Origin of the sequence: Burkholderia sp. HI2714 (assembly GCF_002223085.1) — a bacterium.
Lineage (GTDB): Bacteria > Pseudomonadota > Gammaproteobacteria > Burkholderiales > Burkholderiaceae > Burkholderia > Burkholderia lata_D.
The window spans coordinates 59566-73130 of record NZ_NKFM01000056.1 but is presented as its reverse complement, the minus strand read 5'-3'; the positions used below and the strand labels follow the sequence as shown (position 1 = coordinate 73130).

The window sequence follows — 13565 nt, the reverse complement described above, 5'->3', positions numbered from 1 at the left end:
GACTCTGTCGTGAAGGGGAGCCGACATGGTAGGCGGCACGCGGCGGACGTGCCATTTATCCATACGTGGAACAGGGCTTCGCGGGCGTCGTGCGCTGCAACGGCCGGCATGGACGGCCACCGGGCGGGCGATTCAGCCGGGGGCCGCGGCGGCGCCGTTGCAGCGCGGCGCGCCGGCTGGCGGCGGCGCCACGTCATACCTGCGCCGGACAGCCGACAAAATATGCCCCAAGCGGCGCGCGGCCTTCGTTAGAATCTGCTTTCGTCGAGAAAATAACGCAATTGCATGGGTGCATCGCGGTATCGCATCACGGACACTGCTCGCCCAGATTCCATCGTTCATCTTTCACTGGAGGCGAGCATGCCAGGTTTACTTCCCGATGTTGACCGCGAGGGGCTCCTCGAATATTCGGTGGTGTACACCGATCGCTCGGTCAACCATATGTCGCAGCGCTTTCAGCGCGTCATGCGCGACATCTCCGGCACGCTGAAGAAGGTCTACAACGCGAAGTCCGTCGTGATCGTCCCCGGCAGCGGGACGTTCGGCATGGAAGCCGTCGCGCGGCAGTTCGCCACCAACAAGAAGTGCCTCGTCATCCGCAACGGCTGGTTCAGCTTCCGCTGGTCGCAGATTTTCGACATGGGCAGCATTCCGTCCGAAACGACGGTGCTGAAGGCGCGCCCGGTCGAAGCGGGACGGCAGGCCGCCTATGCGCCGGCCCCGATCGACGAAGTGGTCGCCGCGATCAACGCGCACAAGCCGGATCTGGTCTTTGCGCCGCATGTCGAAACCGCGTCCGGGATGATGCTGCCCGACGGGTATCTGCGCGCGGTGTCCGACGCCGTGCATGCGGTCGGCGGCATGTTCGTGCTGGATTGCATCGCGTCCGGCACGGTGTGGGTCGACATGCAGGCGAGCGGCGTCGATATCCTGATCAGCGCGCCGCAGAAGGGCTGGAGCGCGTCGCCGTGCTGCGCGATGGTGATGCTCGGCGCGCTTGCTCGCGAACGCATCGATGGCACGACCAGCACCAGCTTCGCGTGCGATCTGCGCAAGTGGCTGCAGATCATGGAAGCCTATGAAGGCGGCGGGTTCGCTTACCACGCGACGATGCCTACGGACAGTCTTGCGACGCTGCGCGACGTGATGAAGGAAACCGAGGCGTACGGCTTCGACAAGGTGAAAGAGGAGCAGCTCGAGCTGGGCAAGCGGATTCGTGCGTTGCTGGCCGACAAGGGTTTCCGGAGCGTGGCGGCCGAAGGCTTCGAGGCACCGGGTGTCGTGGTCTGCTACACGGACGACGACGGGATTCGATCCGGGAAGAAGTTTGCCGACGTTGGGTTGCAGATCGCGGCCGGCGTGCCGCTGATGTGCGACGAGGGGGAGGATTTCAAGACCTTCCGTCTCGGACTGTTCGGCCTCGACAAGCTGCATGATGTCGATGGGGCGGTTGGGCGGTTCTCGGATGCGCTGAATCGGATTCTTTAAGGCGCTTCGCGGAGTGGGCGAGGCAGTGGACGGTGGGTATGTGCGACCGTGGTCTACTGTCTCGCTGGATGGATGGTCATGGTCTTGTCCGATGCGCGCGTTCGGGTTCAGGGTTGGTGTACCCATGCATAGCGAGGTCGGTCCATTGGCCTGTACGGTCAACCTGAAGGGCTCACATGGAATATGTCGTTCGACAGGAAGTCCCGTCGGTATCCGACTACATCGGCATTCGTGTTGCTGCGGGGCTGAGCAGAAAGTCGGAACAGGCCGCGACGATCGGGTTGAAGAATGGACTCTTTAGCGTCGTGGCTTACTGCGATGGTGTCCCGATCGGAATTGGCCGGGTCATCGGTGACGGCGGCTGTTTCTTCGAGATCGTCGATATCGCGGTGTTGCCCGCTCACCAGAAGAAAGGCGTGGGCGACCTGATCATGCGGGCGCTTATGGGCTACGTTCACGAGCATGCGCCGCCGACCGCCTATGTCAGCCTGATGGCGGATCACGGGACACCGAAGTTCTACGAGCGCTACGGTTTTCAACCTTCGGTGTTGCCCGAGAAGGCGGGGATGTTTCTGCGCATCACGTAACGTTGAGGCGTCGTATTCCCTGTCGCGGTGCGGCGGCCCGGCGTACGCCGGTGCACCTGCGCTAATTCACGCATTCGGGCACCACGGGGTCGTTGCTGCCCGTGTAGACGAATCCGTCGGATATCCATTGATTGGAGTCGAGTCGATACCAAAGCCGTGTGGCGCCCCAGTTGCCATTCACGGAATCGCCGTACTGGTGGCAAGCGAGCTGCACGGTGCGCCCATTCTCGAGCGAACCGACGACCGGCGCCGACAATGATGGCGCGCTGCGCAGATTCGCCGGACCCGGTGCCTGCACACGCGCGCTGACGGGCGTGGACGGATCGCCGGAATCCGCGCTCCCGTAGTTGACCAGCCATGCCTGCGGAGAGACGCGTCGCTGATTGCGAACCGCGTATCCGGAATACGGCGAAGTGCCTTCGAAGAATTGCCAGCCGCCGATCGTCATGCCATTGACGGACACGTCATTGCCATCCTTGCTCAATGAAAAGTGAACATGCGGCCCCGTCGTTTGCCCGCCGCACGGCAGGCCGTTTCCGACGCTGCCGAGATAGTCCCCCTGACGGACCCGCGTACCGCTGTTCAGCGACGTCAGCCGGACCATGTGGTAATAAGTCGTCGCATAGCCATTGTCGTGAACCACCTTCACGATGGCGCTGCCGTCGCGCTCGCAGCTCTTGTAAAGATAGCCGTCTCGTGCCGCCAGCACGCGGCCGTTGCCGCCCGAGAAATCGAGGGAGTTATACGGCCTGCTTTGTCCGGACCAGCCGTGTGCACCGCCCGTCCAATACCACCCGGCATTCGGTTCCCACGGCAACGCAAGGCCCGGTTGCGGCAAGGCAGCCGATCGTGGCGCAAGCGATGCGCGTCTCGACGCCAGACTTTTCCGCTCGTCGGCCGCGAGCAGCGTGGGGGGCGCCGCATCGAGCAATTCTCCGAACTGGCTGCTGCCCTCCACACCCGAGATCCATCGGCCATTCACGTTGCGCGCAATGAACAGCTTCGTGACGGGATCGCCGGATTCATCCTCGCGCAGGATTTGTGTCGCAGTGCCAAATACCCATCCGGAAGCGTCGTCGGTTTTTATTGCCTCGACCAGGCTGTCGTCCGACCGGGCCGGCAGTGTCAACGTCCTGGCCGATCGGGATGCGAGCGCCTGCCCGATCGAGCGTTGCAACGACGTCTCGATTGGCGCCGCATGCGCGATTTCGGCAAGGCTGGCTGTAATCAGCAGGATGCCAATGGAGTATTGAATCGAATTCGACGCAGAACGATCTAATAAATTGCGCATGGTCAAATGAACCACGAAGAGGGTTTGCAAGAAGTTCATGGCAGCGCCGGCAAGCCTACATCATTCGCCAGTCATTGCAAGGAAAATGAAATGGATCTTGATGCGTTTTTAAATTGGCGGCTTCAGATGAAATTGTTGATGCGATAGTTTCAAAGTAATTTGACCACTCGGGAAACTGGAGCCGATTGATCTGGAGTCGCCGTACGGGGGCTCAAAACACCATCCATGCCCAGCCTCGTGGCGAACCACGTCGAGATCTGCTTAGATCGAAAAAGGATTCAATAACTGTCGAATTGGATTGGATCGTTTATGAAAAAGAAACGATCGAGATAGGGTATTGTTAATATCATTTACATCTTCCTGACAAATATAACAGTTTGTTTTCAATCGAATCGAGATTCAAATTGAGCCGCGACAAAATAAATCATTTCGATTGATGAATTTTCAGGAGGGGATGTGATGCATCGAATGCTGTTTGGCCGGCTGTTTGCCGGTGCGCTCGTGCTTGCGACGGCGATGCCTGCCCACGCGGAAAGCGCCACGGACGTTTCGCCCGTCTGCACGACGGTCCGGACCGAAACGAGCAAGAATGCGCTGTTGAGCCGGACCAGTTACTGCCAGAAAACCGAGCCGCTCGTCTATGTCGCGATAGACGGCCAGAACAATGAAATCGGCCGAGTGGCGATTGATGCCTATGCGTATTCCGACAATCCGTCGAACCAGCTCGCATGGCCGGTGACGTTCCGCTTCCGCACGCGCGTCCTGTCCGGCAATCCGCCCGGCCTGATGATCAAGCCGATCGTCGAATGCGGCTCCGATTGTACGGTTGCCGCCAATGCCGGCGTGCCGCTCGCCCTTGGCGGGCTGTCCAACGAGCTATCGGTGATGATCACGCCCAACATGGGATCCGGTAATCCGCTCAGGTTCAGTCCGACGCTCGAGTACCGGGTGGCCAAATCGGGAGACTCGTTCGAGAACGGCGCAAGCATGAATCCCTACGCGGGCGCCGGCTATATTCCCAACATTCGATGTGACGTCGCGATCGTCAAGAGCAACTCGCAAGGATGCATCTACGCGGACGCACCGGCCGTTCTGCGTACCATCGTCGCCACGAATCCCGACGTCGACGAATCCGCGATCCATATACGCGAGGCGCAAGCTGCCGGACGTCCCGGCAAGTTCGTACCGATGGGGGATGGCACGATCTTTCCGGATACCTTTGCGTCCAAGCCGCTGACACGCACCCGCGACGCAGCACTCCGGCGGGCCAATCGGGACACGTCCAAACAGCAATGCGTCGCGAAATTCGGCGCGGTCACTGGCCAGTGCACGTTCACCGGTGATCCGGACGAAACGCCGTCCGATTGCGATTGCGACGAGTATCCGTTTGCCTCGACAGAGGAAGGCGCATCGAGGGATCCGGAAGTATCGGTCAAGCGTATCGATGCGAGTGATAATCGACGTGCGGGCGCTTTCCTCGGCAATTTCTATTTGAATCAGCGCGTGCTCGACCAGGAGCAGTTTTACGTCGATGTCGGTTCTCCGCAGCCTGCGGCAAAACGTTAAGCCACGGGCGACGATAACCGTACCTGTGCCGCGGTTCGCAGGCATCCTTCGAACCACGGCATGACAACACCCATCACCATGAACGATCACGAGAACTTCCCCGTCTGGCTCGACCAGCCCTACAAGCTCTGCCGACGGGTCGTGCCGGGCGCGATGCAATCCGAGACGATTCCGGTCGAGGATGCGCTGACGCGCGTGACGGCGGCGGACGTTTTCGCCCCCGAGAATGTTCCGCCCGTTCCGCTTGCTGCGGTCGAAGGCTATGCGTTGCGTGCATCCGATACCGCGCATGCGACGCGTGGCGCACCGGCTGAGCTGGACTTCCAGTTCAGCCGGCGCGCGCTGGCCTCGCCGGCCGGCAGTCCGGCGGCTCGCGCAATCGGCGCGCAGTGTGCGGTCGATGTCCCACCCTGTTTCCCGCTGCCGGAAAATGCCGACACCGTCGTGCCGAAAAGCGACCTCGAGGTTTCGTACCGTGGCGCTCGATCGTTTCTGCTGCTGCACGCGCCGCTATCCGCCGGCCAGCATGTGATCGCACCGGGCAGCGAATTTCGGCAAGGCAGCCTGCTCCTGCCCAGGGGCAGCCGGATAACGGCCGAACGGCAGATCGCGCTGACGGCCGCAGGCGTACGCGACATCGAGGTGACGAAGCGGCCGCGCATTGGCGTGGTGATCGTCGGGTATGAGCAGTGCGTACCCCGCACCGCGCGCGAGCGCTGGCAGCGGCCCGACACGAGCGGACCGTACATCCGGGCGGTACTGCAGCGCTGGGGATACGAGGTGGGTTCGGTCGAGTACATCGAGCCGCCGGACATGGCACGGCCGCCGCTTGAGGTGCAGCAGAACGAATACGCGTTCAAGAAGAAACTGGCCGAGCTCGCGCAGCGTTACGACCTGATCGTCGGTGCCGGGCTGCCTGCCGTGCCGCCCTTTCGGAATCTGGGGCTGAATATGCCGTTGGTGTACGCCTACGACGAAACGACTGTCGACATCGAGCAAACGCCAGCCGATCGCTTCAACTTCGGACGCAGCGACAATCGCTCGCCGCCGAAGAAAACCATTCTGACGCTCACGCGCCCGGACGGTACGCAAGGCGGGATGACGGTCCTGACCAGCTACGATCAGGCCACGCTGATCAACCTGCCGGGCCACACGAGCGCAGTGGCGATGCTGATGCACGCGATCATGCCGCGCGTGCTCGATTTGCTCGAGCATGCTGCAACGCCGGGGCCTCATTGGGAGTCCGGCATCGTCGACCACGGCGTCGAGCGCGATGCCGGACTGAACGCGATGCGATGGGGCAATCTGCATCGTGGCGTCGACGGAAACCTGGTCGTCCGTCTGTTGCCGTCCGAAAGCGACGGGCTGATCGGCGGCGTCGTTCGTGCCGATGTGCTCGTCGCGATCCCCGCTGCGGAAGGTCCCATGGCAGCAGGTTCGTCCGTGCTGTTCCTGCGTCTCGACCGCGACCTCGCCAGTGAACCGCCGCGCTCCGTGGCGGAGACATCCGTCGACGCAGCGTCACCACCGTCGCCGGTGGTCGACGCCCGCGTGTCGACCCGCGATATCGACGACGCACGCGGCATCGATCTTCGCGAAACATGGCAACGGCTCGAAGCAGCCTTCGCCGCCGATGCGTCACGTCTGCCGGGGGGCCTCAACGGGCCGGCGTCCGACGACGCGATCGCAGCCTTGCAGACTGCGCTGGGAACGCAGCTGCCTGACGCATTCGTCGACAGCCTGCGCATTCACGATGGCCAGGCCGATTCGGGGGATGAATTTTCCGGAAGTGATGCGCTGCTGAGCGCGCGCGAGATCCTCGCGCAATGGCGTATCTGGAAAGGTCTCGTCGATGGAGGCGATTTCGACGGTATGGAATCGGAGCCGGATCCAGGCATCGGGGACGACTGGTACAACCTGAAGTGGATTCCATTCACGCACGACGGCAGCGGCAATCACCTGTGTATCGATCTCGATCCCGCGGAAGGCGGTTGCTCCGGACAAGTGATTCGGGTCTGGCATGATGACGCGCGGCGCGAGCGCATTGCGGCGAGCTTCTCGGCGTGGCTTGCCCGCGTCGCCGACGAGGGGCACTCAAGCTGAGCAGTCGTTGAGCAAAAGGGTGGCGGGGTGTGGGCCGCTACGTTGATGCGCATGCTCCAAGGGCAATGCCGGTGGCCCTTGGGGAAGCGATTGTCTGCGCAGGGCAGACGGGCGTTTCGTGTGCTACCGGGTCAAGCAGTACAAGACGTCAGGGCAGCCCTCCTCATTCCTGCTTCCATCGCTGTATGCGATCGCAACGAACCCGTGCCGCTCATAAAACGCAGCGGCATCGCGATTCATCTGGAACGTGTAGAGCTGGAGCTTGCCAACCGTCTGCGACTTCACCGATTCCAGGAGGGAAGCCCCGATCCCTTGTCGCTGGAATTCAGGGCACACATACAACTGGTCAAGCCACGCCACGCCGTCAGTGACAACGTGTGCGGCCATGCCGACTATGCGGCTGTCGCTCACGGCGACGGTAACGTTGCCCGACGGAACAAGCAGGTTGGCCACCCAATCGCGGACAGCGGCTTCAGAGTGCGCGAGCGGCGCATACGATGCCAGCGTGTTGCGCGACCGTAGATAGACGTCAGCCACCTCTGCGGCATCCGCAGCAATCGCGCGACGCAGGATCAAGGGCATGTATCTTCCGCTCCGAAATCGTCAAAAGGTGCACAACGATAGCAGCGCGGAATCGAACTTCCAAGATCGCGGAAGCGTGCCGCTGAAACCGGCGAGACCGGAAGTTCAGTGCGACGTATCGAGTGTGCAGCGCAGCGAATCGGCAGCGAGATCCCGTCACCGATTCGCTGCTTCGTTCCGGGATTACCGGGCCTCGACATTCCCGTATCATCTGTCCGATTCGCCGGGATCTCACGACCGGGCGATTCCGCACAAACGAGAGGACGAGCGATGAAGGTCGAAGGGCGCGGCCACGGTAAAGCGATCGGGCAAAACGCGGCGGCGGCACCGAAGCGGGCCGGCATCGCACCCGTCACGAAGAGCACCGACCCGCGCGACTACCAGCACGCGCCCGGCATCGCCGCCGTCATGCCGAAAGCCTTCCCCGACGGCTTCGTCGTCGCAGAGCACCGTCACCCGCGTGCCCAACTCGTCTACACGACGACCGGCATCGCCGAAGTCATCGCCTGCCAGTCGCTCTGGATGATCCCGCCGCATCGCGCACTCTGGATTCCGCCCGACCTGCCGCACGCGATGTGCGCCCACGGGCAGCTCGAAATGCGTACCGCCTACGTCGACCCGCAAGCGTACCGATCGGCAACCCCGGATCAGCCGAGCCTGGTCAACGTGTCGCCGCTGCTGCGTGAATTGATCGTGCGTGCGTCGTCTTTCCCGGTCGACATCCCTCCCGACGGCCGCGACGATCTCGTCATCCAGCTCATGCTCGCCGAAATCGAGTGGTCACCCGAGCAACCGTTGCGGCTGCCGTCCGGCCAGGACCGGCGCCTTGCCCGCGTCTGCGACGCGATTCTGGCGAATCCGGCCGACCAGCGAACGCTGACGGAATGGGCCGATGAAGTCGGTGCGTCGAGCCGGACCCTGGCCCGACTGTTCACCGCCGAAACCGGCCTGTCGTTCAGCCAGTGGCGCCAGCAGGCCCGGATTTCGGCCGCGCGCCCGCTGCTGGCATCGGGCCGCTCCGTGATCGCCGTCTCGGCCGAACTCGGCTACGAAACCACGAGTGCCTTCTCGACCGTGTTTCGCCGGTTTGCCGGCATGACGCCCAGCGCTTACGCGAAACTGTCCGATTCCGCGTAGCAAACGTCTTTCCAGCAAACGCAGGGCGTGGCGCGCACGCTTATCGTGTCGGTCATCGAATCACTCACCGAACGAGGTAAGCCGACATGACGCGACACGACATCGAATTCCAGTCCGAAGGTGCCACGCTGCGAGGCTGGTACTACGAGCCGGCGCAGCGCATCGCCGATACCGCAACGTATCCGGCCATCGTGATGGCGCACGGCTTCTCCGGCGTAAAGGAACAATATCTGGACCGCTATGCCGAGGTGTTCGCTGCCGGCGGCTTTGGCGTGCTGCTCTACGATCACCGGAATTTCGGTGCGAGCGACGGGTACCCGCGGCAGGAGATCGACCCCGTGCAACAGAAGCGCGGCTATCGCGATGCGATCAGCTATCTGCTCACCCGCCCGGACGTCGACGCCGAACGCATCGGCATCTGGGGCACCAGTTACAGCGGCGGCCACGTGCTCGAAGTCGCGGCGATCGACCGGCGCGTCAAATGCGTGGTGTCGCAGGTGCCGACGATCAGCGGCTATCAATCGGCGTTGCGCCGTACGCGTTCCGATCTGGTGCCGGCGGCGCTGGCTCGCTTCGATGAAGATCGTAGGCAGCGATTCGCGGGCGGCGCGCCGGCGATGTTGCCGGCTGTCAGCGCCGATCCCGCGACCGCCTGTGCGATGGCCGGTGCGGATGCATACCGGTTCTTCACCGAGTCGGCAGCGCGGTTCGCCCCGAACTGGAAAAACGAAGTGACGCTGCGCAGCGCCGAGCTGTCGCGCGAGAACGAGCCGGGCCAATATGTCGATCGCATCTCGCCCACCCCGTTGCTGATGATCGTGGCCGACCAGGATCTGCTGACGCCCACCGACCTTTGCCTCAACGCGTGGGGAAGTGCGCTGGATCCGAAGCGGCTGCTCATGATCAAGGGTGGGCACTTCACGCCGTATATCGAGCACTTCGACGCAACCAGCCAGGCGGCGGTGGAATGGTTCACGCTGCATTTGCGCGGCACGCGTTGATCGGGCCCGTTGCGGCGTTGGTCGTCTCCGCGGCTTGTATGAAGACCGCCGCTGCCGGTTCTGACGGCGACTGCGTTTGCACGGACCTTATATCCCGCTCGTTGGCCCGACTGTGTCGGGCCTTTCTTGTTCGGTCGCGCAGGGGATGCCGGCGACGGCTACGTATGGCAACATCGCGGTGATTTCCACATTCCATCCGGGTGCCGGCAGACCCATCTATCCGAGGGGGAGTCATGTTTGACCATGTCAAATTCGGCGTGACCGACTTTGCAGCGAGCAAGGCGTTTTTCCTGAGCGCACTTGAACCGCTTGGCGTCGTGGTGCAGGGCGAGGGCGAGCCGTCGTACGGCATCGAGATCTCTCCGCCGGGCAAGCCTTCGTTGTGCCTGTTCCAGACGACGGAGAAACCGGCGCATCTTCACATCGCGTTCGTGGCCGACAACCGGCAGCAAGTCGATGCGTTCTATCGCGCGGCGCTGGCGGCAGGCGGGAAGGACCATGGCGCGCCGGGGCTGCGGCCGCACTATCACGCGAATTACTACGCGGCGTTCGTCATCGGGCCGGATGGGCACAATATCGAGGTGGTGTGTCATCAGGCGGACGGGAGCGCTTCGGGCGACTGATCGCTGTCATTCAAACCAAGACATGAGCGAACGCACGCGACACGCACGCAACCGGGCATTCCGCGATGAGTGAAATCACCATTGATTGGCCTTTCTATCTCGTCGTGCTTGGAACTGGCATGGAATACTGGCCCGTGACGCTTTGTGTCGGCGCGGTTGGAGTGTATTTCGGGGCGACTCGCCTGCGCGGCCCATGGCGAACTGCCTGCCTCGTCATTGCGCTCTTGTTCATCGTTGATGCTGGCGCCGGAATTTACTTGTCCGTGGGTTAGCGTTCAGGCAAATCACGCAGTACCTGGAATCGAGTTGGCATCTGGCTGACTCGACGCCCGTCCCGTATCGGAATACTTGCCCTTGCGAAAATATCTGCTGCTTGTGGTTCTCGTGATGTATGCGTTCGATGCATCCGCACAGTTTCCCTTTTCTCAACCGCCATTCTTTGGCCAGCCCAAACCTCGCTTTGGTCTGGGCATGATTTTCAGTTTTCCGGCTCCGTCCCCTGACGAGTCGCGTGAGGAAGCCTCCGAGTTTTGCGTGCAGGCTGCCGTATCCGCCTTGATGCGCTTCGACGATTTTCTCGTCGCAAGCACGTCGTCGATTCTGCCGGGTTCGCCGATCGCTCCGCAGCAATTGCCGAGAGTCTTTCCCGCATTTCCTGGTGTGAAACACTCGCCGACTACTTACTACCTTGACCGTAACCGGTGCGTGCGAGGATACGAAGCTTTGAAAGAGGTGGCGGTCGACATGCCCACGTTCGACCATCTATATGCGGGATTGATGCAGTGTGAGCAAATCTACGGCCGCGAACAGATCGCCAATCATGTGCTCTGCGTTGCTGCGATTGCAGGGTCCAAATAGTCGTTGCATCAACAGAACCAGAACAAGCATGCGAGCCGAATTGCGCGACCCCGTCGACCACGACAAGCTTCAGCTGCTGCTGCCGTTGACGAGAGCGGTGTTCCTGCTGCACGAGAACGGACACGACTACGTCGCGAAGTTGCAGCAGATTTCCCGATTGCTTGGCAACGCCATCGATCAAATCGACGTGCTCGGCGCGTTTGGTTCGATGAGTGCCGACGAATTTGCGAAGCAGCTGGCAATCGACTGGCATGCCGTGCCGACCGATCTGTCGGAGCCGGAGCTTCTGGAGTTGCTTGATGCAGTCTGCGCGTGTCGCGGAGACGAGACGCTGATCGACTACTGGGTTCGATGTCTGTCGGTCAACACCGGCGATGACCGCATTTCGGACCTCATCTTCTGGCCGGAAGCCTATTTCGGCGCAGCGTACGACGGACGAGAGCTTGCGCCGGCCGAGATGCTGGAGGTCGTGCTTCGCAAGCGGCGTATGGAATGAAACCGGTGATGATTCTTGGCAATAACCGGCCAGATCATCGACAATCTGCGTCATTCAAAAAAATGAGAGAGGGTGGGGCATGCGCTGGATCGACAAGACGCTCACTGTGATCTTGGGCTTTTCTGTCATGGGCGTCGCGGATGTGCAAGCCGCATCCACCGAACTTGCATTCCCGCGTTTCACTCAGGCGCAGGGCCGGGCGGACAACGACGGCCTCCCGTTGTCCGGCGTGAAACTCTGCGTACTCCCCGACCATGCGCCGTGCTTCGAGATGCCGCCCGCGCCGCTTCCCGATGGCTCGACGCAGGTGCAGTACCAGTTCGGGCTGGATCCTCGATCCGAACGGTTGCCGATTGCGTCGGGCGGCTCCTGGGTGTTCTTCTCGGGGATGTTCTCCGGCGGTGGCAGCGGCATGCTGGAGCGCGTGGCGGTCTTGCGTTACGGCGCGAACGGCAAGATCGAGAACGTGATGCCGAAAGTCACCCAGACCGAGCAGGCCGACCGCGCGATGTGGAAGGTGCCGGAAGTGTCGCCCTATCCGGTGTTCGTTCGCGCGGACTATGTGTGGGGCAAGGGCGAGAGCCATTTCGAAGCGCACCTGTTCGACGTCGATGCATGGGTGTTCGATCCCGCCATCAGCCAGTACAGGAAGCGGTTTTCCTACCAGACCACCAGGCGCTATGACCGCGGCGAGGGCTCGGACCACGTGCTGACCGCCGAGCGCGCGGAAATTCTGCGGCGCCTCGCCGCCAGCAAGTAGCCGCCTACCGCTGCGCGTCCCCGTAAGTCTCCCGGCACACCCCGCGCAGCGCCTCGACGAGCAGATCCCGCGCCGGCGAGCGCGAATCGGCGGCGCGGGTAAACAGCGCGATGGGCGGAAGCGTCCACACCAGCGTGTACGGCACGATCGCCACGCCGGCGATCCGCACCAGTTCTTCCGCGATATCGGCCGGCACGATCGAGACGGCCTCGTCGCTCGACGCGATCATTTCGCCGATCAGCTTGGATGAATAACTCTCGACGATCGGAACGGGCGGCGCGATGCCGGCCGACAGGAACAGGTCGGTGACCTGTTCCCGCATCGGCGTATGCGGCGCGCCGAGAATCCAGTCGAGCGCGTGCAGCTTGTGCCAGTCGAGCGCGGTGCGGGCCAGTTTCGCGGCAAGGCGCCGGCTCGCGATCATGCGCGGCTGCTGCTGGTACAGCACTTCGAAGGAAACCTGGCCCAGGTCGATCGCCGACGACGCCCGCCCGATCACGATGTCGACGCCGTGGTCCCTGAGCTGCAGCAGGAGCTGATCGCTGGTGCCCTCGTGAATCGTCACGGTCAGGCGCCGCTCCATGCGCGCTTGTAGCCGCTTGAGCGCCGCCGACAGCATCTGTCCGGAAATGAACGGAATCACGCCGATGTGCAGGTGGGCCGCGTGCCCGGCGGCGACGGCCTCCATCTCGCGGGCAAGGTGGTCGAGATCCTTGATCATCGCCTTCGCCCGTTCGAGCACGACCGCGCCGAGCGCGGTGGGCCGCATGCCGCGCGACGAGCGCTCGAACAGCGGCGTGCCGAACATGCTTTCCAGCTCGGACAGCGCATTCGTCACGGCGGGCTGGCTGCTGGCCATGTGCTCCGCGACGCGCGTCAGCGACCCGTGCTGCTGGATCTGCAGCAACAGCACCAGGTGCCGCATCTTCAAGCGGGCGCCCAGCCGCCTGACCACGTCGTTTGCGTCAAAAGTCATTGACTGGTCACGTATGCATCATGAAAAAGTGATGGACCGATATTAAAACAGAATCAACACCTTATGGCAGACCCCTAGAATCCCTTCATGGATCGCG

At 62.4% G+C, this 13565-nt stretch carries 13 protein-coding genes; 10 read left to right on the top strand and 3 right to left on the bottom strand.

Features of this window, described 5'->3' with window-relative positions; all coding sequences use genetic code 11:
- Positions 1 to 360 precede the first annotated feature (360 nt).
- Both CFB82_RS30940 and CFB82_RS30935 read left to right on the top strand, forming a co-directional pair.
- The gene (locus CFB82_RS30940) at positions 361 to 1488 is read left to right on the top strand and encodes an aminotransferase class V-fold PLP-dependent enzyme (protein ID WP_089486544.1); all 1128 of its coding nucleotides are present in this window, start codon (positions 361 to 363) and stop codon (positions 1486 to 1488) included.
- 176 nt (positions 1489 to 1664) lie between these two features.
- The gene (locus CFB82_RS30935) at positions 1665 to 2075 is read left to right on the top strand and encodes a GNAT family N-acetyltransferase (protein WP_089486543.1); all 411 of its coding nucleotides are present in this window, start codon (positions 1665 to 1667) and stop codon (positions 2073 to 2075) included.
- A 61-nt stretch (positions 2076 to 2136) separates the two neighbouring features.
- Here CFB82_RS30935 and CFB82_RS30930 read toward each other — a convergent pair whose 3' ends face one another.
- Positions 2137 to 3366, bottom strand: coding sequence for a peptidoglycan DD-metalloendopeptidase family protein (locus CFB82_RS30930; RefSeq protein WP_089486542.1), 1230 nt, complete (start codon positions 3364 to 3366; stop codon positions 2137 to 2139).
- 459 nt (positions 3367 to 3825) lie between these two features.
- Between CFB82_RS30930 and CFB82_RS30925 the strand changes: the two genes are divergently transcribed.
- Positions 3826 to 4932 (top strand): NucA/NucB deoxyribonuclease domain-containing protein, encoded by a 1107-nt coding sequence (locus CFB82_RS30925; RefSeq protein ID WP_256990540.1) that lies wholly within the window; start codon positions 3826 to 3828, stop codon positions 4930 to 4932.
- Between the two features lie 60 nt (positions 4933 to 4992).
- Complete coding sequence (locus tag CFB82_RS30920; RefSeq protein WP_256990538.1) at positions 4993 to 7035, top strand: SMI1/KNR4 family protein; 2043 nt, start codon at positions 4993 to 4995, stop codon at positions 7033 to 7035.
- A 123-nt stretch (positions 7036 to 7158) separates the two neighbouring features.
- Here CFB82_RS30920 and CFB82_RS30915 read toward each other — a convergent pair whose 3' ends face one another.
- Positions 7159 to 7617, bottom strand: a complete 459-nt coding sequence (locus CFB82_RS30915) for a GNAT family N-acetyltransferase (protein WP_089486540.1) — start codon at positions 7615 to 7617, stop codon at positions 7159 to 7161.
- A gap of 270 nt (positions 7618 to 7887) precedes the next feature.
- Here CFB82_RS30915 and CFB82_RS30910 point away from each other — a divergent pair, with 270 nt between their 5' ends.
- The 6 genes from CFB82_RS30910 to CFB82_RS30880 all read left to right on the top strand — a co-directional run bounded on the left by CFB82_RS30910 (position 7888) and on the right by CFB82_RS30880 (position 12492).
- A complete protein-coding gene (locus CFB82_RS30910; RefSeq protein WP_089486539.1) occupies positions 7888 to 8754 on the top strand; it encodes an AraC family transcriptional regulator in 867 nt (288 codons plus the stop codon).
- A gap of 86 nt (positions 8755 to 8840) precedes the next feature.
- On the top strand, positions 8841 to 9755 hold the full coding sequence (locus CFB82_RS30905; RefSeq protein WP_089486538.1) for an alpha/beta hydrolase: 915 nt from the start codon (positions 8841 to 8843) through the stop codon (positions 9753 to 9755).
- Positions 9756 to 9988: 233 nt separating this feature from the next.
- Positions 9989 to 10378, top strand: a complete 390-nt coding sequence (locus CFB82_RS30900; protein WP_089486537.1) for a VOC family protein — start codon at positions 9989 to 9991, stop codon at positions 10376 to 10378.
- 354 nt (positions 10379 to 10732) lie between these two features.
- A complete protein-coding gene (locus tag CFB82_RS30890) occupies positions 10733 to 11236 on the top strand; it encodes a hypothetical protein (protein WP_089486536.1) in 504 nt (167 codons plus the stop codon).
- Positions 11237 to 11264: 28 nt separating this feature from the next.
- Positions 11265 to 11732 (top strand): hypothetical protein, encoded by a 468-nt coding sequence (locus tag CFB82_RS30885; protein ID WP_143750985.1) that lies wholly within the window; start codon positions 11265 to 11267, stop codon positions 11730 to 11732.
- A gap of 79 nt (positions 11733 to 11811) precedes the next feature.
- Entirely contained in the window at positions 11812 to 12492 is a 681-nt protein-coding gene (locus tag CFB82_RS30880) for a hypothetical protein (protein WP_089486534.1), read from the top strand.
- A 4-nt stretch (positions 12493 to 12496) separates the two neighbouring features.
- Here the strand turns inward: CFB82_RS30880 and CFB82_RS30875 are convergent, their stop codons facing one another.
- Positions 12497 to 13468 carry a LysR substrate-binding domain-containing protein gene (locus CFB82_RS30875; protein WP_089447068.1) on the bottom strand — a complete coding sequence of 324 codons (972 nt, stop codon included), beginning with the start codon at positions 13466 to 13468 and terminating at the stop codon, positions 12497 to 12499.
- Positions 13469 to 13565: the final 97 nt, after the last annotated feature.